The organism is Cytobacillus sp. FSL W7-1323 (genome assembly GCF_038595015.1).
Lineage (GTDB): Bacteria > Bacillota > Bacilli > Bacillales > Cytobacillaceae > Cytobacillus > Cytobacillus kochii.
This window is the reverse complement of sequence record NZ_CP151998.1, coordinates 3,703,435-3,725,401: the sequence shown is the minus strand read 5'-3', so window position 1 is coordinate 3,725,401 and position 21,967 is coordinate 3,703,435. Positions and strand designations below refer to the sequence as shown.

Here is a 21,967-nt window from a genome sequence, read left to right as displayed (position 1 = left end):
GAATAAAAATTATCTCACCCCACCATTCTCTTTTTTCTGTAAATATTGTTCGATAATTGCTACAATCTCCTCAGGCTTTTCTTCGGGTATAAGATGTCCTGCCTGCTTAAGGATATGTAATTCGCTATGCGGTAGGTCTCCCTGTAACCTTTGACCGATAGAGAGAGGGACCACCTTGTCTGCCTCCCCCCATATGAGTAAACAAGGAGTGTTAATTGTTTTTAATAAGGTCTCATCCAAATCTCCCTCCCGGTCACGTATCATTCTCGCTAAGGAATAGAAGATATCCTTGTTTAAAAATGGTTCTAGATAACCATCCCTCATGGCATCATCAATCATTTCTTTTTCATATACAACGTTGTTTAAGTTTTTTTCTACACCTGATTTCTCAAGATATCTTTTTACAAAATGAGAAAAGAAAGGTAGGTGACTTGCGTAAACATACTTTGCTGGCATTTTCGGTAGATAAGAAGAGCTACATAATAAGACTACAGCCTCGAGCAAGTCTGGTCTTTGATGAGCAATGTTTAGGCAAATTTGTCCTCCCATTGAATGCCCAACCATCACGATTTGTTGAATAGATAATTTTTCAAGAAGTAAAATAATAGTTGAAGCAATATTTTCATAAGAGTAGATAAACTTTTTTGCTTTTCCGCTCTTCCCAAATGGTGGGAGGTCAATTGTGAGTACTGTATTTTCTTTTTGTAGCAATGGTATGAGCTTTCGAAAACTAAAACTGGAAGAAAGAAACCCATGCAATAATACAAATGATTGTTTAGGGGTTGGGTGTGGGTAATATTCATAATAAAAGTCATTTCCATTTAGAAGCATTTTATCGTTTGGCAATGGTTGTCCTCATTTCTTTACAGTGATGTAAGGTGTTACTATAAGTCATATCATTCGTGGCCATTACTTACAAGGAGAAACATTGTATTTTCGGCATAAAATAAAAAATAGGCAATCCTATAACAGATTGCCTTCAACAAAGGGGGAATTCTAGAAAGACTTACAATACAAGCCTTTCCGAATACCTACATGTTTATACGTAAAAATTGGAAATAGTTTCATTCGTATCCTGTTGATGAAGCATAGGATGGTTCAACTCGTTCTGATTTTGAAGGTCAACTTGTGGATTTGTAATAGTTGATACTGGGATGTCCAATATTGTACATAGCTTGAGGATTGTTAGCGTATCTGGGGTGGAAATACCTGACTCATATCTTTCGATTACTGCACTACCTACCCGCGCTCTTTTTGCAAGTTCAAATCTTGTTAACCCATGTTGTTCACGGACTAAGCGAATGTTTTCACCAATGTGATTCATTTTTATCCCCCCTTCTATATTTTATTTTACCACCAATAAACTTTTTTAATGGATAATTGTATGAACATTTCGTTAATTAATTGTGACTATTTATTGACTATCCATTTTACTTTTGATATTAGCTACAGAGTATGATATAATTTTTTATTGCGTATATAAACGATAAAATATTAATAATTAGGAGTGTTCCCATGTCAGAGAAAATTGAAGTAGGCAGCGTGATTACTGGTAAAGTAACAGGTATTCAACCTTATGGTGCCTTTGTTGCATTAGATGAAAATACACAAGGACTTGTTCACATTTCAGAAGTTACTCATGGCTTCGTTAAAGATATTAATGAACATTTAAGTGTTGGAGATGAAGTACAAGTAAAAGTACTTTCTATTGATGAAAATGCCGGAAAAATCGGTCTTTCTATTCGTGCAACACAAGAAGCACCAGCTCCAACAGAAAAAGAGAAAAAACCTCGTAAGCGTCCAAATAATCCTGTAGCTCAAAAAGTAGAGGATAATGGTAGCCAAGGTTTCAATACACTAAAAGATAAGTTGCAAGAGTGGATTGCACAATCTGAGCGTGAAGATTTAATCAAAAAATAAGCTAGTTCAGCTTCATAGAAGACACCGGGAAATCTCGGTGTCTTTTTTTGTTGAATGAAAGAATCATTTAGTTTCTTGGGAGAAACAATTACAGAGAGGCATTTATTTTATTTTTTAAAATAAATAAAAAAAGATGTATTCTTTGCAATCCTTAGTAAAAAAAATGATAATAACAAAAAAGGAAGGTGATAGAATGGAGAATTTTACATTTTGGAATCCAACGAGATTGATTTTTGGTAAAGGTGAACTTAGTAAATTAAGTGAAGAGATTTCTCCTTTTGGCCGTAAGGTGCTGGTAGTTTATGGTGGTGGAAGTATTAAAAGGAATGGTCTATATGATAAGGTAATGAATGAGCTTGAGAAAATGGATGCAGAAGTGTATGAACTAGGTGGGGTTGATCCAAATCCTCGTGTCTCTTCTGTTCGTGAAGGTGTGAATATTTGCCGCGAGAAAGAAATTGATTTCATTCTAGCTGTTGGTGGTGGGAGTGTTATCGATTGTACAAAAGCTATTGCGGGGGCAACGAAATTTGCTGGTGATGCTTGGGATATGGTGACAAATAAAGTAAGAATGGAAGAAGCGATTCCCTTTGGTACTGTCCTTACATTAGCTGCAACGGGTTCTGAAATGAATTCTGGAGCGGTCATTACTAATTGGGAAACACATGAAAAATTGTCTTGGGGAAGCCCAGCTGTATTCCCTCAATTTTCAATTTTAGATCCAGAACATACATATTCAGTGCCAAGAGACCAAACGATTTATGGCATAGTCGATATGATGTCTCATGTACTTGAGCATTATTTCCATTTGGAAGAAAATACGGACTTTCAAGATCGTATGTGCGAATCTCTCTTAACAACGATAATGGATACAGCTCCAAAACTAATAGATGACTTAGAAAATTATGAGCATCGTGCGACCATTTTATATAGCGGTACAATGGCGTTAAACGGTATTCTCAATATGGGTTATAAAGGAGACTGGGCAACGCATAATATTGAACATGCCGTTTCGGCAGTCTATGATATCCCTCATGGTGGCGGTTTGGCCATTTTATTCCCTCATTGGATTAAGCATACATTACATGCCAAGCCTGAGAGAATGAAACAATTAGCAATAAGAGTGTTTGAAGTCGATCCAACAGGTAAAACAGATGAGGAAGTCGCATTAGAAGGGATTGCTCGTTTAAGACTGTTTTGGAACAGTATTGATGCACCAGAACAATTATCAGATTATGGTATAGACGATAGCAAACTAGAAGATATGGCAAATAAAGCCGTTCATAATGGTCCTTTTGGTCGTTTTCAAGTATTAGATAAAGAGGATGTTCTTTCAATCTATCGTTCAGCATTATAAGGAAGAAGCTCTCGTGTGAAACGGGAGCTTTCTTTATAGGTTCTTATCATATTTGGGTTTAATGGAAATGTGATCACCTGGTATGAGTTTGCTTTATACAAGCATAGTAAAAAATGTGAAGGATAATTTGGCTTATGCACGAGTGATGGGTTATAAACCTTATTTTTGGAAATGATGTAATCATGAACTATATAACGGTTAAACTGGTTGTGCAAACCGTCGGTGGCGAAGACTGATTCTTGAAAAATTCCTTGTCTTTCGATAAAGTGATAGAGGACTATTGATTCATGAAATACATAAGCGGAGGAATAACGATGACTCATATACAGTTTGATTATACGAAAGCGTTTAGCTTTTTTAGTGAGCATGAATTATCATACTTAAAAGGAGCGGTAACAGCAGCGCATACCGCTATAGAAAATAAAACAGGAGCAGGTCATGAATTCTTAGGGTGGGTAGATTTACCGAAAAATTATGATCGCGAGGAATTTGCAAGAATTCAACAGGCAGCAACAAAAGTCAAGCAAGATTCTGATGTTCTTTTAGTAATCGGAATTGGTGGTTCTTACCTTGGCGCAAGAGCTGCTATTGAGATGTTACAACATAGTTTTTATAATGCTCTTTCAAAAGAAAAAAGGAAAACACCTCAAATCGTTTTTGTAGGCAATAATATTAGCTCAAGTTATATACATGATGTCATCGATTTATTGGAAGGTAAAGACTTTTCTATTAATGTCATTTCTAAATCTGGAACAACGACAGAACCAGCAATTGCCTTTCGTTTATTTCGAAAAATATTAGAAGAGAAATATGGCGTAGAGGAAGCTAGAAAACGAATTTACGCTACCACTGATAAAGAAAAGGGCGCGTTAAAAACATTAGCGAATGAAGAAGGCTATGAGTCATTTATTATTCCGGATGATATTGGTGGAAGATACTCTGTGTTAACAGCCGTTGGATTATTACCAGTTGCCGTTGCGAATATTGATATTAATCAAGTAATGGAGGGGGCTGAAGCCGCTCGTAAAGAGTTAAGTTCTGCCGATATAGAAGAGAATATCGCATATCAATATGCAGCAGTAAGGAATGTCCTTTATAATAAGGGCAAAACAATTGAAATGCTTGTTAATTATGAGCCGGGGTTACAATACTTTTCAGAATGGTGGAAGCAATTATTTGGTGAAAGTGAAGGAAAAGATCAAAAAGGAATTTATCCTTCATCTGCCAATTTTTCTACTGATCTTCATTCACTTGGTCAATATGTGCAAGAAGGTAGAAGAGATTTATTTGAAACAGTTATTAAAGTGAAGAAACCACGACATGAAGTGAAAATTGAAAACCTTGAAAATGACTTAGATGGTTTAAACTATTTAGCTAATCAATCGATTGATTTTGTGAATCATAAAGCATTTCAAGGAACAATGCTTGCCCACACAGATGGAGATGTACCTAACCTCATTGTAACGATTCCAGCAATGGATGCATTCACTTTTGGTTATCTTGTCTATTTCTTTGAAAAAGCTTGCGCTATTAGCGGGTATTTACTTGGGGTGAATCCATTTGACCAACCTGGTGTGGAAGAATATAAAGTGAATATGTTTGCATTGCTAGGTAAACCAGGTTATGAAGAGAAGAAAAAAGAGCTTGAAGAACGCTTGAAATAAAAGCCTTCAACTCTTAATGGTCTAATAAGTAAACATAAAACAATTGTATATGGCTGATTGACCACAATTCATGCATAAAGTCTATAGATCAGCCATATATTTTTGAGATTTTATCAATCATAAGGTTTCTATGTCCAAGATTAACTTGTATTTCTTCAAATGATACCCAGCCTCTTTTCATATAACCTTCAATATCTCCTTTTAGGTATGTTAATCAACAATTTTTACATTCTCCTCTAAAATATATGCTCTTATTTTTAAAAAAATAAGACCTGGTTGGTCTTAGATGCTACTTTCCATCCACCGAGCACTTCCTTGCTTCGATACTGAAAGTCCGAATAGGTCATAGATAGAGAAATGCCCTAGGTTGTTTTCGTTTACTAGATAAGCGTACCGAAACATAAGATCAGTAAATGAAGATCAGTAAATGAAATACATATTGGCTATGGGTTTGTTTATCCCGGTATCGGTATTTATAGCGTGAAGGGTTTATATTACTACTTTTTTGTTATGTTTTGAAGAATAATGAAAATTAATATCCTCTATTCATTAAATAGACAAACCAAACAGCATGATTTTGCTCATCTTTAGCTGCTCTAATAAATTGTTCTTTAATATATGGGTCACTGGTTTTATCGGCAATTTCTAAATAGAAATCCACAGTTTGTTGCTCATCGTTAAATGAATAATCTAAACCAGTTTGATAAGAATTTGGACATTGATCAGTTAATTGAGGCGAATGCTCATGCCCTGTTAGTTGTCTGTATATTTCGTTAAAAATCCTAAAATGTTTTTTCTCATCTTGTCTTATTTCTTTAATAATAGTCCTAGTTTTCTCATTAGGTGCTAATTGCTGAAGTTTCTTATAACAATTAATTGCAGAGTACTCACCATTAATGGCTTTAGAAATATCCATTATAAGTTCGTGATTGTCTCTGAATTGTATTGGCTTACTCATATAGTACATTTAATCAACTCCTTAATCTAAATCAGTTTAGAATATGCAATTTGAAAAATTAAGGAATTTGTCCACAAGAATTATTAAGACTACTAGTACTGAGAATAATGGTGATGAACAAACTCAACGGTTTCACCCATGCTCTAAACAGAGGGTGGAAGGCCGCTATAGGGAATAAGGTGAAAATTGGTGAAAAACAATTCTCATTCCTCCCCATTAAGTAAAAGAATTTATAGCTGAGGCTTGTCTTTGGTACATAGTGATTTGAAGACCCTATGACGAAAGAATTTCTTTTTAAAAGAGCTACCGAAGAAAAAATGATTAAGCTCTTTTTTTAATTAGGGTATCTATTCAAAGGGTAACGGGGAACGAGCACCTTTAATACAGGTCAAGGCATGTGGTAAATAATGTTTAATCGTTTAGGAGATACACCGCCCATGGTTCTTTAAAAGCTTTGTGTAAAATTTCTTTCATTTGTTCTACCTTCAATTTTATCTCTTCACATTCAGAACTTTCAATAATGGTAACTCATGGACTTTAGGTGAAATTATAGTTTTTTTAGAGAAGTTATATGGCGGTTACAAATTATGAGGAAACTTTGATTTAAACAAGTAACATTTGTAGGCTGATATCATAATGTATAAAAGGTGAGTAACAGTGAAAAAGAAAAAGTATGGATGAACGAAAAGCAAGAGAAAGAAGGAAAATAATAAAGAGCCGGAGTGACATTATTTATGCCAATTAATTCTACTGATAAATCTGAGAAATCTGTTGAAGAAAAAATTAAGAACATCGAAAGCAATATTGTAATTACACAGTGGATACAAGTAGTTGGCGTTTTATCCGAAGCTGTTCTTCTTACTAAACTATATCTCTTAAAAGATAACGACAATATAAACTTAACTGGGGAGGGTAAAATATTATCTGGCATATGGGTACAAACAATAGGACAATTAGTAGAGGCTACTGGAGTAACTAAACAATTAGAAACTTTAGACGATCTAACATTGCTTAAATTTCAAGAAATTGCGGTTGCCGGAGATTTACTTCAATCCATAGGAGCAGGGCTACAAGCAATTGGAGGAGAACAGATTTTAGCTGAAGATGGTATAGGGAACATTTATGAAAATATAATACCTTAAAATGAAAACAACGGCACATAACTCTTTAATAAGTAAGAGTATCAATTACCCCTTTAGTTGTCGAAAGGATTATTAAGTTAATGATTATTTCAGGAGAAAAGCTTGTAATTTCTGGAGCCATTATACTTGCTATAGGTGCCGTTGTTGAGGGCATAGGTCAAACAGAATCATCTTTTACGGGCACAGATTTAGGTAAGGATCTTATTGTAGAAGGAAATTCAGTTGAAGCATTTGGGAATTCTTTGCAGGCTGTGGGGAGAACGCTACTACTAAATGACAAAAGAGAGGTCACACCTTCAGAGCTTTATACTATTACAGGAGCATGGCTAGAAGCTGCAGGAAATACAGGGAATGCGGTAGGAATAAGTATTGAACTGTCAGGGTTAGAAGAAGATGGAATTCTCATTGATACTCTTGGTAGTGAAGTTCAAGGTCTAGGTGCAGGACTTGAAGCATATGGTGCATATATTTCGGAGGATTCAAACTTTAGAGCTCTAGGCATTTTAGGTAATGGACTTATATCTTTCGGATCCTTTGTTGTAGCAATTGGGAATATCTTTATATTAAATAATTTTAGAGATAAAGGAGATTTAATACTTTTCATTGGAAGTTGGTTACAAGTGATCGGATCTTTTATTTTAATATTCGCAATAAATAAAGAGTTTGTCACTTAGTTCTTTTACAAACTTTTTTTAAGGAGAAATGTTAGTAAGGGGGTGTTATTATGAGTAAACAATATGCACAAACAATACAACTAATTGGTGGGAATATCATTAATATTTCTCAAGTGATATCTCCAAAAATAAATAAGAATAGACTTATATTAAATAAAATTGAATATATTGATAATATTACTAAATGCATTAATTCAGGCTATAATTGTTTATTTTCGATAGAAAATACTGAAAAATCAACAATAATGAACAGTGAGCTTAAATCTTTAGTAAAAGCATATAGGAAACTAATAATATGTTTAGAAGATTTATTACAGGAAATAAAGGGATCACCAAATATCAAAATTGAAAATTTAAGTACCCATTTTGTTAATCTAGAAAAAATAGAAACAGAACTATATTTAGCTACAATGCAAATGATAGAAAAAATAAATAAAAAAAACAAGTAAAACTTATATGCTAATAAGGAATGGTTTATATTATTTTAGGTGTAATTATATAAAGAGTTTTAATAAGGGGATTTGATCTCTAGTTAAAATACCTGTCGCATTTACTGCATTATTTAATTTTGTTAAAGCATCCTGGAGAATTTTTTTACTTGTTCTTAATCTAGGATTAGAAATAATTATTCAATTATCATGCTCAATTTGTTTAACTCCTTATTTCTTAGCTCAATTATTAAATATGATAAGCAGAAAAAATCAGGTGAAATGATGATATTAGCCAAGAAACATTTCTAGGCTAATATCATAATGCTAAAAGACGAACTGTACCATAAATTTATTAGATGAAAAATATTGCATTTGATATCGTCATTGTGTGGTTTTAGAAGTTGTTGGTATTTTATGCATTTAAAGCTGTTCTTCTTTTTAATTATATAATTTAAGTATATTCAAAAATAACAACTCTGGGCGTTTAGGTATAGGATTTATATTATTCAGATCCTTCATATCTTAGATTATTTAGATGGAGGTATAGTTCAATATGAATAAAAATAGTAATAGTTCAATTGAAATCGAAGAAGCTAAAAATATTTATATAGGAAGATTATTTACATTGGGTGGGTCAGTTTTATTTTTAATTGGATCATTAATAGCAGCAATTGTAGGTTACCAAGCTTATATGAGACTTTTAAATGGTTAAACCCCTCTATATAGAAGGGTTTTTTTGTATAAGTGACAACCTTATTATATACTTTAAAGAACATCAAGCCTGGTATTTTTTGTTTTCGATTTTAACGATTAATTGATTCGATTCTTTAGCCACTTTTTTTGTCTCCATTACAAGTTGAAAGATGTTTTCGCTACAACGCTGTGCCCCTTTAATTAAAAGTGGCACCCCTATGGAATCAATTCCAAGACCTCGTGAAAAAAAGCCTCCGAGTGTCATAGCTAACGGTACAACAGGAGAGGTATTAGAAAATATTATTTTTTTATTCATAGTTTGATGCTGTAGAGATAAAAGTTCACTAAAATTATATAGTGATTTTACAGTTAGTTTGGATGATCTTCTCCCGATAGTATAAACCGTATTACCATCACTATCAATTCCATGATAAATAAACTCCCCAGCGTCCTTCTTTTTTAGCTTGTTAAAGTACGGAACAGATAAAATCTCTTCTTTACTTGGTATTAAATTAGTATCACTCAAAATATTTAGGTGATAGGCAGCGGCTAAAGAGGTGGTATGGGTACCTCCAAAATCGTGATATATATAGATGATTTTTTCTTTCATATCCATCCATCCTCTCTTTTATAATTAGGGTAATCCTACTTCATTCTTTCCATAAAAGTAGCCTATTATAATTCCTTGGAGATTCTTGAGAGGAGCCAAAAGGTGGAAATGATAATCGAAAAATAGGAGAACCGGCTTAAGAGTGGTAATTATAAGTTAACCAGCTCTCGATAATAGCTATGAGAAACGTCTCTGTGCTCAGTTAACTTTGATCCTTCCATAGTACTTGCCAACTCTATTTAAACATGACTAGTATCTGATTAGAACTTATTCTATCCAACACACGGTAACCTGTTTCTGAATATGTGGCGATTCCTTCATCATTCGGTAAACAGTAACCATTAATTGAGCAACTACCATCATCAGTCACTAGCAATTGACCGAGTAATCCAACTGTTACCCACTCTTTACGTTTACTTCTTGGTATATAAGATTGCTGTGAATCGTATGCGGGGGTTAATTTTGGTGCCACTCGCGTTACTTTGCGAGGTACTCATCATTAGAGTCACTTGGAATTTGTTCATATTGAGTACGGCCCCATTGATTCTTTAGATACTTATGATGCCAATGCAGTTCAGCGGCATTCCCCTTAATGGCGGAGGCAGCACTTGTAATGCCTAAAATATAGCTGTCTGCGCTGGTTGCTATTTTCACCTTTTTACCTTGTAATGTGATAAATCTACCTGGTGTAATGCTGTTTCCATCAATCGTTTCAAACATTTCAGCATAGTCAGCGCCATTTTCATGAAGTGTACCATCGATAAATAAATCTCCTGTACATCCTTGGAGTAGCGCAGCTGAACCTCTGTTGCTAGCACTTGTTCCATTACCGACATGCCAAGAATAATTGTCTGTTGTTTCTCCATATATTCCCATTATATGTGAACCGATATTTGTAGCTATATTTTGAAACCCTTCAGCATGAGAAAAAACACCTTGGGCTACATTATTTTGTCCTTCTACATGAGCGGCTTGACCAGTCGCGTTATTGTTGACACCCTCCGCATGTGAGGCATTCGCTGTAGATAGGGTATTTAAACCTTCTGCATGAGCACCTGTGCCGCTTGCGGTGGTTCCGTAACCTTCAGTATGCGAACTATTACCAGAAGCAGTATTGGGTAAAGAAGCGTTATTTGCATTCGCTCCCCTTCCACATGGGCCCCATTTCCAGAGGCGATATTATTGAACCCTTCTGCATGTGCATAGTTTCCACTAGCGGTGGTTCCTCTTCCTTCTGCATGAGAATAATCCCCACTTGCTAGTGTTGTATTTCCTTCAGCGTGAGCGTTTATACCTTCTCTTCTTGTACGAGATCCTTCGGTGTGCGACGCGTATCCTGCTGCTGTCATTTCTATTCCCTCGGCATGGGTAAAAGCATTTGAAGCAACAGTTGAACTTCCTTCAGCGTGAGAAACATAACCGCTTGCTTGGGTGAAAAGACCTTCTGCATGAGCAAAGCTATCAGATGCTACGCTGGTACCACCTTCTGCATGTGAAGTGGAGCCAGATGCAGTCGTTAAATATCCTTCTGCATGAGAGTTAGTACCAGAAGCGATAGACCCTTGCCCTTCTGCATGATAAATACTCCCAGAAGCATTTGGCTGAAAGCCTTCCGCATGAGCATAAGAATTATTTGCAACTGTACTTCTTCCTTCTGTATGAGCAACAAAACCACTTGCTTCAGTGTCCATTCCTTCCGCATGCGTGTAGTCACCACTAGCTGTTGTTGTATTCCCTTCTGCATGGGCACTAAGACCACTGGCTAAGGTGAGTGTTCCTTCCGCATGAGCTGACTCACCTTCAGCAGTTGTTAAACTCCCTTCCGCATGAGAAGCGTCACTAACAGAAGTGGTTTGAAACCCCTCTGTGTGAGCAGCTGTGCCAATAGCATTTGTTTGGCTCCCTTCCACATGAGAAGCGACTCCAGTAGCTAATGTTTCAAACCCCTCCGCATGAGAAGCATTACCATCAGCAGTCGTTGAATTCCCCTCCGCGTGAGCAGCTTCACCGTTTGCATTTGTATTTATTCCACCTGCATCAGAACAGGCACCATTTGCATTGCGATTACATTCTGCCATTACATAATTCTCTCCTTTCATACGGGTTAATAAAATTATATAGATGTATTTTTAAAAGAGGTTAACTGAAGGCACTCTGTATACATTTACCCTTCATCTGCTTTAACTTATGAGTTGAGCACTTATCACGATTGTATGTTTGTCCATTAAGGTTAGCTATTTTTGCGAAGAAGCCTAAAGAGAAGTGAAAAGCGCTAGTATTAGTGAGAGGGAATAGGGTAAAACTAAGCAAAATATGATGTTGAAAGGAATGAAAGCAATGAGAGAAATTCATTCTAATATCGAGGGAAAGCAATATCACTTGTTTAAACTGGAGCAGTTATTAAAACCAATGGGTTATACAATTGGAGGGAATTGGGATTATGACCATGGTGCGTTTGATTACAAGATTGATACGAACAATGGTTATCATTTCTTACGTATACCCTTCAAATCCATAGATGGTCAATTAGATACAAGCAATTGTACAGTAGAACTGGGAACACCTTACCTCTTGTCACATATTTACGAGAGCAATATTGATGAAAATAACGCAAATATCGGTAATTTCTCTGCTTCATTTAATCAATTTCAGGCACCAGTTGATAAGGACGGAGAAGTTACCGAAAGATATGTAGCTATAGGTCACGAGCTTGTTAAAGAACTAGAGGGGATTTTGCAATATTAATTTTTTATCGTGATAAGCAAATCCTCTGCTTGAAGTGAAAACGGGTGAGGGGGATGAATAATCATCTCTTCTCCTCGTTTGATGCCAAGAATCAATATATCTTCATTCATTAAGCTAATACTTACATCACGAAAATTAGCCCCAATATGGTCAGTCAATATGGGCTCAATACCTAGTCTTCTTTGATCAATTTGCCTTAGTAAACTGAGAAATGCCGTAACCATTTCTCTTGAAGTAAGGCTACTAATCATGACAAAGCTTGTTAATAAGTTCGTTTGCACGATTTCATCTGCGCCTGCTCGCTTCGCATTTTTCATCTGTTCAGTTGTTAGGATTTCTACAATACAAGGTAAGGATGGATTCATTCCTTTAACAGCAATTAACGTCAAGATACTGTGCATATCTGCTTGGTGTTCGTCTTTGTTTTGATCAGCGGTAATAATCAATTGTCTAGCGTCCATTACACTTGCTTTCATGAGCACATCATCTCTTTGTGGATTGCCTTTGACGAAATGAAGGTTTTGGTGGGGCAATGGATTTTCCTCCAATGTTTCATCAATTAATGTGACGGGTACGCTATTAACATAGCTACATATCGTTTTCAAAATTTCTCTCGAACGAGCATTCCAACCGATGACAATAATATGATCACGGTCTTTAAACTTGAAATTTCCTTGAATATAGTCATTTTGCTTAGCGACAGCGGCAGTAGACAATGCAACGAAATAAGAAGCAATAAAACCTGCTCCTGTCAAAACAAGGACAATTCCTGCTAGTCTTCCGACAACAGAGTGAGGCACAAAGTCACCATACCCGACAGTTGAAGCAGTTATGACAGCCCACCAGATACCATCAAACCAAGTAGGAAAACTATTTGGCTCTAATAAGTGAACAAAACCGCCAAATAGGATAATTGTCATCAGTGCCATGATGAGTATACGAAAGACCAATGGTAAGCGAGTGAAATAAGAATACAGATAATGTGGCATTTTATAAACTCCCCTAGAAAATAGTATTATTTAGTATAGGTGAAAATCCATTTTCATAAACGATTTTCACCGATAAATGAAAAGGAAGAGAGGAGAAAGAGAATGAAAGTATTAGTAATAGGAGCGAACGGGCAAATTGGTAAACAAGTGATGGATAAATTAAGTGAAACAACCGGTGATATACCTGTAGCAATGGTAAGAAAAGAAGAACAATTAACTGATTTTAAAAACCGTGGGATGGAAGCGGTCCATGCATCATTAACTGGTACGGTTGAAGATTTGGCTAAGGCTATGCAAGGATGTGATGCTGTTGTCTTCACAGCAGGATCAGGAGGCCATACAGGATATGACCAAACATTGCTCATCGATTTAGACGGCGCAGGTAAAGCAATCGAAGCAGCGGAAAAAGCCGACGTTTCTAGATTTGTGATGGTTAGTGCCATACATGCGAATGACCGAGAAAAATGGTCAGCGATTGAGCCATATATGGCAGCTAAACATTATGCTGATAAAATGCTGATGAATAGCTCATTAGACTACACGATCGTACGTCCTGGTGGCTTATTAAATGAACCAGGAATAGGGAAAGTGAAGGCTGCTGCTTCTCTTGAAAGAAATACAATTCCACGTGAAGATGTGGCTGCAACAATCGTTGAGGTGCTTCATAATGATCAGACCATTCATAAATCATTCGACCTCGTTACAGGGGAGGAAACGATAGGTGAGGCGCTAAAAGGGATTTAGTAAAAAAAATACAGAGACATGGAAATAAATAGAAAGAAACTAGAGCAAATTCTAATAGAGAATTTGCTCTAGTTTCATTTGGAAACAATCTGTTTATAATTTCGTTGCCGACATACTCATGAATTTTTCTTCATATAAGGAATCCCTCCAATTCAAATTAAAAAACGACGAAGAGTACTCAGCTGCCTAAAATGATATTTCCAATTCATTGCTGCAGTTTTTAGATAGATATTACTTTCAGCATTCATTGCATAAAAAATAGTCATATGAGGGGAGGAAAACTTCTATTAAATAAAACCTTCCTGTTGGTGCTGTTCAAATATTTATTTTTCATAGATAATATTCTTTTAAGTACTTTATGAAGGAGAGGAAACAATGGGCATACGTTCTTTTATCCCATTATTAGTTTTATTGAGCTTGTTAGTTAGTTGTACGCCAGAAGGGGAATCCCCATTTACAGAGGGAAGACAAACAAATGATTATCAGGTTGATAGTGACTATTATAAAGAGGCAAAAGGGAAAACGGGAGATGAATTAAAAGCAGCACTTCATGAGATTATAGATGATCATAATGAACTGACTTATCGTGAGGTATGGGAAGCGTTAATGGTGACAGATGAAGATCCACAAAATAGAGACAATGTAATTTTATTCTATAGTGGAAGATCGCAAGACAAGGACTTAAAAGGTCCAGATGCAGATGACTGGAACCGTGAACATATTTGGGCAAAATCCCATGGTGGATTTGATACTGATCCAGGTGTAGGAACAGACCTGCATCATTTAAGGCCGACGGATGTAAGTGTAAATGCTTCTAGAGGAAACTTAGATTTTGATAATGGTGGAAAAGAACATCAGGAAGCAAAGGGTAATTATTATGATCATGATTCTTTTGAACCTCGTGATGAAGTGAAGGGTGATATTGCCAGAATGCTTTTCTATATGGCGGTACGTTATGAGGGAGATGATGGCGAGTTAGATTTAGAATTGAACGATAGAGTCAATAATGGACGCACGCCTTTGCATGGAAAATTATCCGTTTTGTTAAAGTGGCATAAAGAGGACCCTGTAGATGAGAATGAACAACGTAGAAATCAATTCATCTATGAAGAATTTCAAAATAACCGCAATCCCTTCATTGATAATCCTGAATGGGCATTTGCTATTTGGGATGATGAACAGTAAAAGTGGAATAGAGTAAGTCTGGTATAATTGTAAATTTTTTTACATTTCAACCAGACTTTTTTTACTTCACGAGAATGAAAGGCAGGCTCATTTTAGCAATAAACAAAATAACTTTAATTTTAAAAAAATAAGCCATTTGTATCAAAAACAATATTGACAGTTGATTTGTATGATGTTAGTTTAAAAGTACTTACATGTTCTTTATAAAGAACTAACAAAGAGGGAGGTAGCGCATGACAGCAATTACTGGTATATGGAGCTTCAATGAGTGGGAAATTCCCGTTCATTATGGGGATAGGATGTTGCAACAGTTTCAAGGGTTCCGTTATGATCAAGTGCAAACAATAAGAGAGCGCCGCCTATTCTTAAGTTGTTCTTTAAATTGGATTACACCACAATCTATGGGTGAGGAAATTCCTTATTATAATCGAGAAAAAGGGTTAGCTATTATATGCAATAGTATTATTGATAATCGCGAAGACTTATACCAGCTATTAAATATTCGGAAGTATGAGAGATATATGATTACCGATAGTCAACTGATTTTATATGCCTATGAAAAATGGGGAGAAGATTGTCCTAGGTTTTTAGTCGGTGATTTTGTATTCATGATTTGGAATGACAAAAAACAAACATGGTTTGGAGCTAGAGATTTCTCAGGCACGAGAACATTATATTTTACTAAAAATGCTTTGTTCTTTTCATTCGCATCGACTATGGGTGCACTACTGACTTTACCAGAAGTAGAAGATACATATAATGAGAACTGGATCGCTGAATATCTTGCTAATCCATTAACGATAGAATCAGTAGATTTAACCTCAACAGTCTATCAATCAATCTATCAAATTCCACCTTCACACTCAATCACGATAACGAAACATCATACGCAGTTTAAACAATACTGTCACCTACTAGAAGAAAGAGAACCGCTTAAACTAAAGAATGATGAACAATATATTGAAGCATTTCAAGAATTATTTCAAAAAGTAGTTGATTCTAAATTAAGAACATTTAAGGGAAAAGGTGCTCATTTAAGTGGGGGGTTGGATTCAGGTACAGTCACTGCATTTGCGGCCAAATCATTACAAGGGGAACCGTTACATACTTTCAGTTACATCCCTATTCCCAAGTTTGACGATTGGACACCCAAAAGCAGACAAGCGAACGAAAGACCATGGATTGAAGAGATGCTTAAGCTATACCCTACTCTCGTTCCGCACTTCTTATCTTTCTCTGACCGTAATGCTTATACAGAAATGGATGAGTGGTTGAATGTGATTGAATCACCTTATAAATACTTCGATAATACGTATTGGTTACGAGGGATTTACGAACAAGCATCAGCTTTAGATATAGGTATTCTCCTCAATGGCCAACGTGGCAATTGGACCATTTCTTGGGGTCCAGCGCTTGATTACTATGCAAGTCTTCTTAAAAAGTATCGATTATTACATTTTTTTAAAGAGACTAATTCCTATAGTATCGCTTTAGGTGTTGATCGAAAAAAAGTTTGGTCGACTATTATAAATAAAAAAATAAGAGCATCCCATGTGAATCGGGGGCATCCTTTTCCACAATTTATTCATCCTGCATTTGCAAGGCAAACAAAGGTGTATGAAAAATTAAGAGACAACGGCATTGACCAAGCGGGGAACGGGCTAACTAATGCATATCAAGTGAGAGAAAAACAATTCAATGACCTCTATTATTGGCATACAACAGGGGTATATGGCGCAAAAATGGCCTTGAAATATGGAGTAATTCCTAGAGATCCTACAGATGATTTACGAGTGGTCCGTTTTTGTTTATCGCTTCCGGAGGATCAATTTGTGAAAAATGGATTCAATCGTGCCTTTATTCGTAGAGCAACAAAAGGATATTTACCGAATCTTAATCGATTAAATGTGAAAAGCAAGGGTGTGCAAGGTGCAGATGGGCTGCTGCGTCTCCTACCAAATTGGTCGTCTTTTCTAAATGAAATGGAAAAAGCACTAAACGATCAGCGCATTCAGTACTTTATCGATGTGTCAGTCATCCGGAACCATCTAAAGCGTATTCAGCAACCACAAGCAAACCAGGTGTTTGATGATGATTTTCGCATAGCGATGCGGACACTCATTCTTTACCGTTTTCTTATTAAAGGAGGTGAAACAAGTGACAAAAATTTGGCAAACACCCACTTTGCAAGAACTTGAAATAAAAAGAACAATGGGAGGACCAGGATTAAAAATCCCGGATGCTGTCCAACCAGATGAAGATGAAACCATTCATCATTCGTAAGCACATTAAAGGAAACGGCCCTTGTGCTTATGTATAAGGGCTTCTTAGAAAAGAGTTGGAGAGATAATTAGTTTAATTGACGTTTCGTGCGCTAAATATGGACGCTATTACTCTTTGGTATAGCTTAAAAAAACAGGATAAGCAGCGTCCTTTCTTTTACGCTTATAGGCAGTGGTGTCTGGCGCTTTTCTAAGAAAGGAGGATCGTTTTGGATAAGAAGACACATAAATATCGGGCATTCGGTTTATATGTATTAAGTGATATTCCATTTAAAGAACTTGTTGCTACCGAAGAATCTGAGCCTTCTAATCCTATTGAGATGATTAGTATTAAACAAAGAGATTTATCATCTATATGGGATAATTATGGAGAGAAAAGAAAATTTAAAGTATTAACAGATCAATCCGTTCTATTTACAGTTAATGAAACGGCAACTTTCTATATTGAGGGGGGCAGGAGCATTTATTTTGATCCCCATCCTAGTAGTTCAATAGATAAGGTCCGTTTGTTTATATTAGGATCGTGTATGGGTGTACTGTTAATGCAAAGGCGGATATTACCCCTTCATGGAAGTGCAGTAATGAAGGATGGCAAAGCCTATTTAATTGTCGGAGATTCAGGGGCAGGAAAGTCGACACTAGCTTCGACGCTTATTCTTAAAGGATGGTCGTTATTAAGTGATGATGTCATACCTATTCAATTAGTAAACGGCACGGCCTATGTAGTACCGAGCTACCCACAACAAAAACTATGGGATGAAAGTATTAAAAAGTTAGGTTTATCAGTTACAAGTTATCATCCTCTTTTTGATAGAGAAAATAAATATGCTATACCTGTACAGAATGTATTCACACATCACTCGGTTCCACTTGCAGGTATTTTCGTCCTACATCAGGTGAATGAAAGACCAAAAGAAATACACCCTTTAAATGGGTTGCAAAAAATTGAAGTTTTGGATGCTCATACATATCGTCCTTTTATGATCGGGCGGTTAGGACTATTAGCTTGGCATTTTGATTTATCGGTTAAGATTGCTAGTCAAATTCCTATGTATGCGATCGAGCGGTCGAACTTATTTTCAGCATATGAGCTGGCAGATACGATTCATAACTTGTTTGAGGAGGAGCAGAATGATAACAAAGAAGCCATTGTCAATCAATGATATCGTGAAACAAGTAAGTGGAAATATGGTAAGTGATATGAACGGTGAGAAAGTGATGCTGAATATTGAAAACGGTAAGTATTATAATTTAGGTGTCATTGGTGGTGAAATCTGGGGAAAGATGCAAGAAGGCGTGTTAATCTCTTCTCTCATTGTGCAAATGCAAGCAGAATACGAAGTGGAGCAAATCAAGTGTGAAGAAGAGGTGTTTTCCTTTCTTGATCAGCTTTTAAAAGAAGGGCTTATTGAAGTACATCAACATGAATAGCATACTTTTTCATAAACTTAAACATTTTCTTGCTCTTCCCTGGGAGAAAAAACAATTATTAATAGAGGCCCTAATTTATCTAGCTTATGCAAGAATCTATAAGCAGTTACCATTTTCTAAAGTTTCACATCTATTAGGTAAGCATATGAAAGAGACAGAACAAACACAGGACCTTCATAGAGAGAATCCTATTCAACAAATTTCTGAAGCAGTACATCATATGAGTCGGTATACGTTTTGGGAGAGTGAATGCTTAGTGAAGGCTGTTGCTTGTATGAAAATGCTTGAAAGAAGAGGAATAGAAAGTACTTTATATTTAGGGACTGCAAGGGATGATTACGGTGAGTTTGTCGCTCATGCATGGTTAAGAAGTGGTACTTTCTTTCTGAGCGGGGCGCATGAAAAAGATAAGTTTACAATTGTTAGTATGTTTGCATGTATACCGAAAAAGGAGAAGGAGAGATGGTAAGAACGTCATTGGATAATCAAAATTTACCTTTAGAAATGCAGTTGATCGTATCATTGATGAAAAATGAAAAGCAATTAGTACTTTCATTATGTACCAAGGTAGATTGGGATCAGTTCCTGCTAGCAGTAAAGCATCATCGAATATTCCCGCAAATATATCATGCAATAAATGAACAAAGGGTAGCTGATAAGATGCCAGCATATATATTTACAAAAATAAAGAAAGATTATGAGCAGAATATCTATCGTATGCTGCATTTGACTGCGGAAATGCACACACTCTATTTGCAGTTTCAACAAGCATCTCTACCGCTTCTTTTTCTCAAAGGTCCGATACTAGCTAAAGAGCTTTACGGTGATCTGTCTTTGCGTACTTGTGCTGATATTGATTTGCTGGTGCCGATTGAACGTATTGAACAAGCAGAACAATTAATGCTCCTACAAGGTTATGAAAAAGATGAATATATTGAATCGGTGCTGGATGATTGGAAATGGCGACATCACCACTTTACCTATTTTCATAAGCAACATCGAACGAAGGTAGAAGTTCACTGGCGCCTTCACCCTGCACCAAGCACAGAGCCCCATTTTACCGAGTTATGGGAGAGAAGAAGAGAAAGCCAATGGAGTAGTCAAATTAGCTTTCCTTATTTAGGTGAAAAAGATTTATTCTATTTCTTAAGTACTCACGGTGCTAGGCACGGTTGGTCAAGGTTAAGATGGCTGTTCGACATTCATCAGATCTTGTTACAGGGAAGTTTTGTGAATGATAAGGACTGGTCACATCATTTAACCCAATACAAATACGATAAAATCGCTGGGCAGGCATTATTATTATCAGTGAAACTATTTAATTCAAATGTAAAATCAACATGCATGGATAAGCGCGCATCAATAAAATTAGCAAGAGGGGCATCGTTTTATTTTCACCAATTGGTTTCGTTACATGATCATCATGTACCAAAGGAAATTGCTCATTATCATGCGCAATATTTACGTAGTTTATTTACTTTGAAGCAGAAGTTCATTCATTATTTGCAATGGTTCTATCCTTTGTCCGAAGATTATCAAGCATTCCCGTTACCGAAAAAATGGTTCCCACTCTATTATGTGATAAAACCTTTTCTATGGCTAAATAGGAAACGGCAAATACTACAAAATGCAAGAAAGAAAACTTGTTGACTTGTTCTTTATAAAGAACTAAAATAAAATCAATCTAATCTAATTCTATTTTTTTACTCTTTTTGTTCTTTATAAAGAAAATACAAAAGGTGGATTACAAATGAACAGATATTTGAATGAACCTGAGGCTAAAGAAATACAATTACCTGAACTATTTAAAGTCATTAAGAAAAGGTTTTGGCTGGTGCTTCTTTTTACGTTGCTTGCTTGTGGGATTGCTTTTATTTATCACTTATTAAATAAACCAACGTTACTCTATCAAAGTGATACGAATATTATTATTGGGGCAGAAGTAGGGTATCGAAATACTCTACAGGTCATCATTAGAGACACAGTGGTGTTAGAGGAAGTAATTAAAGAATTGAGATTAGCGGAAACAAGTGATCAATTAGCGAATAAGATTGCTGTTACGAGTGTTGATGATACGCAGGTGGTGAATATAACCGTAGTTGATTCACATCCAGAAAGAGCCGCTTTAATTGCTAATACTACAGCAAAAGTGTTTATTGAAAAAATCCCGACAATTATGGATTTTGATGAAGTCAGCATTTTGTCGGAGGCAAGAACAAACCCGACCCCTATTAATGAAAGTAATGGGCTGAATATAATAGTAATTGCAGGGGTATTAGGTTTAGTTGCGGGAATAGGCTTTATTTTTCTATTAGACTCATTAAATGATTCTGTAAAGTCAGAAAGCCAGCTTGAGAGATTAATCGATGTGCCAACAATTGGTACTGTTTCAATCATACATACAAAAAATTTGAAACAAAAGAAACAAAAACAAACAATGAAAGAAAGGAGGAAGACTAATGGTCAATATGCGGAAATGGAAAATCGGTACGAGCAATAAGGGACGAAACTTAGTCACTTATTTGTACCCTCATTCTATCATTTCTGAACAATTCCGCACGATAAGAACAAATATCCAATTTATCAATGGTGAGAAAAAGCATATGGTCTTGCTTATTACTTCACCAGATCGTTATGAAGGTAAAACGACAATGATAGGCAATATTGCTGTATCAATTGCGAACCAAAAAGAGAAAGTACTCTTGATTGATGCTAATTTAAGAAATCCAGCATTACATCAAATGTTTATGGCAGCTCAAGAGCCTGGTTTAACAGATGTATTGAAAGGCGATGCAATACAGGAAGAAGTGACTATTTCTACGCAAATTCCTGGCCTAAAACTATTGCCTAGTGGGAAGATTCCATCCAATCCCTCAGAACTACTTGGTTCTAGTGTCATGAAGAAGCTCATAGCTAAAGTTAGTCCATTATATGATGTAATTTTAATTGATTCCCCTTGTTTATTAGATGTTACTGATACAAAGGTGTTAGCGAATGTTAGTGATGGTGTGATACTCGTCGTAAAACAAGGGCAAACAAAAGCAGAACATGTCTACAATGCTAAAAAAACACTACAATATGCAAAGTCGAACATTATTGGCACCATCTTGAATGGAAGCCATTAATTTTTTTATGATTGTTC

At 36.0% G+C, this 21,967-nt stretch carries 26 protein-coding genes; 18 read left to right on the top strand and 8 right to left on the bottom strand.

Features of this window, described 5'->3' with window-relative positions; all coding sequences use genetic code 11:
* Nucleotides 1-9 precede the first annotated feature (9 nt).
* Together MKX67_RS18890 and MKX67_RS18885 are read right to left on the bottom strand one after the other, a co-directional pair.
* Nucleotides 10-846 (bottom strand): alpha/beta hydrolase, encoded by an 837-nt coding sequence (locus MKX67_RS18890; RefSeq protein WP_233435204.1) that lies wholly within the window; start codon nt 844-846, stop codon nt 10-12.
* Nucleotides 847-1,039: 193 nt separating this feature from the next.
* Nucleotides 1,040-1,324, bottom strand: a complete 285-nt coding sequence (locus MKX67_RS18885; protein WP_095372076.1) for a helix-turn-helix transcriptional regulator — start codon at nt 1,322-1,324, stop codon at nt 1,040-1,042.
* A 191-nt stretch (nt 1,325-1,515) separates the two neighbouring features.
* Here MKX67_RS18885 and yugI point away from each other — a divergent pair, with 191 nt between their 5' ends.
* The 3 genes from yugI (at nt 1,516) to MKX67_RS18870 (ending at nt 4,941) form a co-directional block, all read left to right on the top strand.
* Entirely contained in the window at nt 1,516-1,920 is a 405-nt protein-coding gene (gene yugI, locus MKX67_RS18880; RefSeq protein WP_095372077.1) for a S1 domain-containing post-transcriptional regulator GSP13, read from the top strand.
* 193 nt (nt 1,921-2,113) lie between these two features.
* A complete protein-coding gene (locus MKX67_RS18875) occupies nt 2,114-3,277 on the top strand; it encodes an iron-containing alcohol dehydrogenase (protein ID WP_095372078.1) in 1,164 nt (387 codons plus the stop codon).
* A 314-nt stretch (nt 3,278-3,591) separates the two neighbouring features.
* Nucleotides 3,592-4,941 carry a glucose-6-phosphate isomerase gene (locus MKX67_RS18870; RefSeq protein ID WP_095372079.1) on the top strand — a complete coding sequence of 450 codons (1,350 nt, stop codon included), beginning with the start codon at nt 3,592-3,594 and terminating at the stop codon, nt 4,939-4,941.
* Nucleotides 4,942-5,473: 532 nt separating this feature from the next.
* On the opposite strand, the gene MKX67_RS18865 is transcribed toward MKX67_RS18870, so the two are convergent.
* On the bottom strand, nt 5,474-5,908 hold the full coding sequence (locus tag MKX67_RS18865) for a ferritin-like domain-containing protein (protein WP_095372080.1): 435 nt from the start codon (nt 5,906-5,908) through the stop codon (nt 5,474-5,476).
* 725 nt (nt 5,909-6,633) lie between these two features.
* Here MKX67_RS18865 and MKX67_RS18860 point away from each other — a divergent pair.
* From MKX67_RS18860 to MKX67_RS18845, 4 genes are all read left to right on the top strand, one after another.
* Entirely contained in the window at nt 6,634-7,041 is a 408-nt protein-coding gene (locus tag MKX67_RS18860; protein ID WP_095372081.1) for a hypothetical protein, read from the top strand.
* A gap of 80 nt (nt 7,042-7,121) precedes the next feature.
* Nucleotides 7,122-7,715: a hypothetical protein gene (locus MKX67_RS18855; protein WP_095372082.1), complete on the top strand. Its 594-nt coding sequence runs from the start codon at nt 7,122-7,124 to the stop codon at nt 7,713-7,715.
* 50 nt (nt 7,716-7,765) lie between these two features.
* Nucleotides 7,766-8,164 carry a hypothetical protein gene (locus MKX67_RS18850; protein WP_095372083.1) on the top strand — a complete coding sequence of 133 codons (399 nt, stop codon included), beginning with the start codon at nt 7,766-7,768 and terminating at the stop codon, nt 8,162-8,164.
* Between the two features lie 535 nt (nt 8,165-8,699).
* Nucleotides 8,700-8,858 (top strand): hypothetical protein, encoded by a 159-nt coding sequence (locus MKX67_RS18845; protein ID WP_180316939.1) that lies wholly within the window; start codon nt 8,700-8,702, stop codon nt 8,856-8,858.
* A 63-nt stretch (nt 8,859-8,921) separates the two neighbouring features.
* Here the strand turns inward: MKX67_RS18845 and MKX67_RS18840 are convergent, their stop codons facing one another.
* The 4 genes from MKX67_RS18840 to MKX67_RS18825 form a co-directional block, all read right to left on the bottom strand.
* Nucleotides 8,922-9,437, bottom strand: coding sequence for a DUF3189 family protein (locus MKX67_RS18840; RefSeq protein ID WP_180317064.1), 516 nt, complete (start codon nt 9,435-9,437; stop codon nt 8,922-8,924).
* A gap of 247 nt (nt 9,438-9,684) precedes the next feature.
* Nucleotides 9,685-9,921 (bottom strand): peptidase G2 autoproteolytic cleavage domain-containing protein, encoded by a 237-nt coding sequence (locus MKX67_RS18835; protein ID WP_322910408.1) that lies wholly within the window; start codon nt 9,919-9,921, stop codon nt 9,685-9,687.
* A 5-nt stretch (nt 9,922-9,926) separates the two neighbouring features.
* Nucleotides 9,927-10,325, bottom strand: coding sequence for a peptidase G2 autoproteolytic cleavage domain-containing protein (locus MKX67_RS18830; protein ID WP_322910407.1), 399 nt, complete (start codon nt 10,323-10,325; stop codon nt 9,927-9,929).
* 158 nt (nt 10,326-10,483) lie between these two features.
* Nucleotides 10,484-11,527 carry a hypothetical protein gene (locus tag MKX67_RS18825; RefSeq protein ID WP_322910406.1) on the bottom strand — a complete coding sequence of 348 codons (1,044 nt, stop codon included), beginning with the start codon at nt 11,525-11,527 and terminating at the stop codon, nt 10,484-10,486.
* Between the two features lie 259 nt (nt 11,528-11,786).
* On the opposite strand from MKX67_RS18825, the gene MKX67_RS18820 reads away from it, so the two are divergent.
* Nucleotides 11,787-12,194, top strand: coding sequence for a YugN-like family protein (locus MKX67_RS18820; protein WP_095373616.1), 408 nt, complete (start codon nt 11,787-11,789; stop codon nt 12,192-12,194).
* On the opposite strand, the gene MKX67_RS18815 is transcribed toward MKX67_RS18820, so the two are convergent.
* Complete coding sequence (locus tag MKX67_RS18815; protein WP_095372086.1) at nt 12,191-13,183, bottom strand: potassium channel family protein; 993 nt, start codon at nt 13,181-13,183, stop codon at nt 12,191-12,193. The genes MKX67_RS18820 and MKX67_RS18815 overlap by 4 nt on opposite strands.
* 102 nt (nt 13,184-13,285) lie before the next feature.
* Here MKX67_RS18815 and MKX67_RS18810 point away from each other — a divergent pair, with 102 nt between their 5' ends.
* From MKX67_RS18810 to MKX67_RS18765, 10 genes are all read left to right on the top strand, one after another.
* A complete protein-coding gene (locus tag MKX67_RS18810) occupies nt 13,286-13,927 on the top strand; it encodes an SDR family oxidoreductase (protein WP_322910405.1) in 642 nt (213 codons plus the stop codon).
* A 375-nt stretch (nt 13,928-14,302) separates the two neighbouring features.
* Nucleotides 14,303-15,112: an endonuclease gene (locus MKX67_RS18805; RefSeq protein ID WP_095372088.1), complete on the top strand. Its 810-nt coding sequence runs from the start codon at nt 14,303-14,305 to the stop codon at nt 15,110-15,112.
* A gap of 233 nt (nt 15,113-15,345) precedes the next feature.
* On the top strand, nt 15,346-17,310 hold the full coding sequence (locus MKX67_RS18800) for an asparagine synthase-related protein (RefSeq protein ID WP_095372089.1): 1,965 nt from the start codon (nt 15,346-15,348) through the stop codon (nt 17,308-17,310).
* A complete protein-coding gene (locus MKX67_RS18795) occupies nt 17,270-17,395 on the top strand; it encodes a paeninodin family lasso peptide (protein ID WP_157733906.1) in 126 nt (41 codons plus the stop codon). The genes MKX67_RS18800 and MKX67_RS18795 overlap by 41 nt, the downstream gene beginning before the upstream one ends.
* A 208-nt stretch (nt 17,396-17,603) precedes the next feature.
* The gene (locus MKX67_RS18790; protein WP_095372090.1) at nt 17,604-18,557 is read left to right on the top strand and encodes an aldolase; all 954 of its coding nucleotides are present in this window, start codon (nt 17,604-17,606) and stop codon (nt 18,555-18,557) included.
* Nucleotides 18,526-18,825 (top strand): lasso peptide biosynthesis PqqD family chaperone, encoded by a 300-nt coding sequence (locus tag MKX67_RS18785; RefSeq protein ID WP_095372091.1) that lies wholly within the window; start codon nt 18,526-18,528, stop codon nt 18,823-18,825. The genes MKX67_RS18790 and MKX67_RS18785 overlap by 32 nt, the downstream gene beginning before the upstream one ends.
* Nucleotides 18,818-19,294: a lasso peptide biosynthesis B2 protein gene (locus MKX67_RS18780; RefSeq protein ID WP_095372092.1), complete on the top strand. Its 477-nt coding sequence runs from the start codon at nt 18,818-18,820 to the stop codon at nt 19,292-19,294. The genes MKX67_RS18785 and MKX67_RS18780 overlap by 8 nt, the downstream gene beginning before the upstream one ends.
* A complete protein-coding gene (locus MKX67_RS18775) occupies nt 19,288-20,475 on the top strand; it encodes a nucleotidyltransferase family protein (protein ID WP_157733907.1) in 1,188 nt (395 codons plus the stop codon). The genes MKX67_RS18780 and MKX67_RS18775 overlap by 7 nt, the downstream gene beginning before the upstream one ends.
* Before the next feature lie 100 nt (nt 20,476-20,575).
* The gene (locus MKX67_RS18770) at nt 20,576-21,325 is read left to right on the top strand and encodes a Wzz/FepE/Etk N-terminal domain-containing protein (RefSeq protein ID WP_095372094.1); all 750 of its coding nucleotides are present in this window, start codon (nt 20,576-20,578) and stop codon (nt 21,323-21,325) included.
* Nucleotides 21,285-21,950 carry a CpsD/CapB family tyrosine-protein kinase gene (locus MKX67_RS18765; RefSeq protein WP_095372095.1) on the top strand — a complete coding sequence of 222 codons (666 nt, stop codon included), beginning with the start codon at nt 21,285-21,287 and terminating at the stop codon, nt 21,948-21,950. Before MKX67_RS18770 ends, MKX67_RS18765 begins: the two co-directional genes overlap by 41 nt.
* Nucleotides 21,951-21,967: the final 17 nt, after the last annotated feature.

Coding starts and splice junctions, on each gene's coding strand:
- MKX67_RS18885 (WP_095372076.1), bottom strand. CDS start 1,324: ATGAATCACATTGGTGAAAACATTCGCTTAGTCCGTGAACAACATGGG.
- yugI (WP_095372077.1), top strand. CDS start 1,516: ATGTCAGAGAAAATTGAAGTAGGCAGCGTGATTACTGGTAAAGTAACA.
- MKX67_RS18875 (WP_095372078.1), top strand. CDS start 2,114: ATGGAGAATTTTACATTTTGGAATCCAACGAGATTGATTTTTGGTAAA.
- MKX67_RS18870 (WP_095372079.1), top strand. CDS start 3,592: ATGACTCATATACAGTTTGATTATACGAAAGCGTTTAGCTTTTTTAGT.
- MKX67_RS18865 (WP_095372080.1), bottom strand. CDS start 5,908: ATGTACTATATGAGTAAGCCAATACAATTCAGAGACAATCACGAACTT.
- MKX67_RS18860 (WP_095372081.1), top strand. CDS start 6,634: ATGCCAATTAATTCTACTGATAAATCTGAGAAATCTGTTGAAGAAAAA.
- MKX67_RS18855 (WP_095372082.1), top strand. CDS start 7,122: ATGATTATTTCAGGAGAAAAGCTTGTAATTTCTGGAGCCATTATACTT.
- MKX67_RS18850 (WP_095372083.1), top strand. CDS start 7,766: ATGAGTAAACAATATGCACAAACAATACAACTAATTGGTGGGAATATC.
- MKX67_RS18845 (WP_180316939.1), top strand. CDS start 8,700: ATGAATAAAAATAGTAATAGTTCAATTGAAATCGAAGAAGCTAAAAAT.
- MKX67_RS18830 (WP_322910407.1), bottom strand. CDS start 10,325: ATGGGAATATATGGAGAAACAACAGACAATTATTCTTGGCATGTCGGT.
- MKX67_RS18825 (WP_322910406.1), bottom strand. CDS start 11,527: ATGGCAGAATGTAATCGCAATGCAAATGGTGCCTGTTCTGATGCAGGT.
- MKX67_RS18820 (WP_095373616.1), top strand. CDS start 11,787: ATGAGAGAAATTCATTCTAATATCGAGGGAAAGCAATATCACTTGTTT.
- MKX67_RS18815 (WP_095372086.1), bottom strand. CDS start 13,183: ATGCCACATTATCTGTATTCTTATTTCACTCGCTTACCATTGGTCTTT.
- MKX67_RS18810 (WP_322910405.1), top strand. CDS start 13,286: ATGAAAGTATTAGTAATAGGAGCGAACGGGCAAATTGGTAAACAAGTG.
- MKX67_RS18805 (WP_095372088.1), top strand. CDS start 14,303: ATGGGCATACGTTCTTTTATCCCATTATTAGTTTTATTGAGCTTGTTA.
- MKX67_RS18800 (WP_095372089.1), top strand. CDS start 15,346: ATGACAGCAATTACTGGTATATGGAGCTTCAATGAGTGGGAAATTCCC.
- MKX67_RS18785 (WP_095372091.1), top strand. CDS start 18,526: ATGATAACAAAGAAGCCATTGTCAATCAATGATATCGTGAAACAAGTA.
- MKX67_RS18780 (WP_095372092.1), top strand. CDS start 18,818: ATGAATAGCATACTTTTTCATAAACTTAAACATTTTCTTGCTCTTCCC.
- MKX67_RS18775 (WP_157733907.1), top strand. CDS start 19,288: ATGGTAAGAACGTCATTGGATAATCAAAATTTACCTTTAGAAATGCAG.
- MKX67_RS18770 (WP_095372094.1), top strand. CDS start 20,576: ATGAACAGATATTTGAATGAACCTGAGGCTAAAGAAATACAATTACCT.
- MKX67_RS18765 (WP_095372095.1), top strand. CDS start 21,285: ATGGTCAATATGCGGAAATGGAAAATCGGTACGAGCAATAAGGGACGA.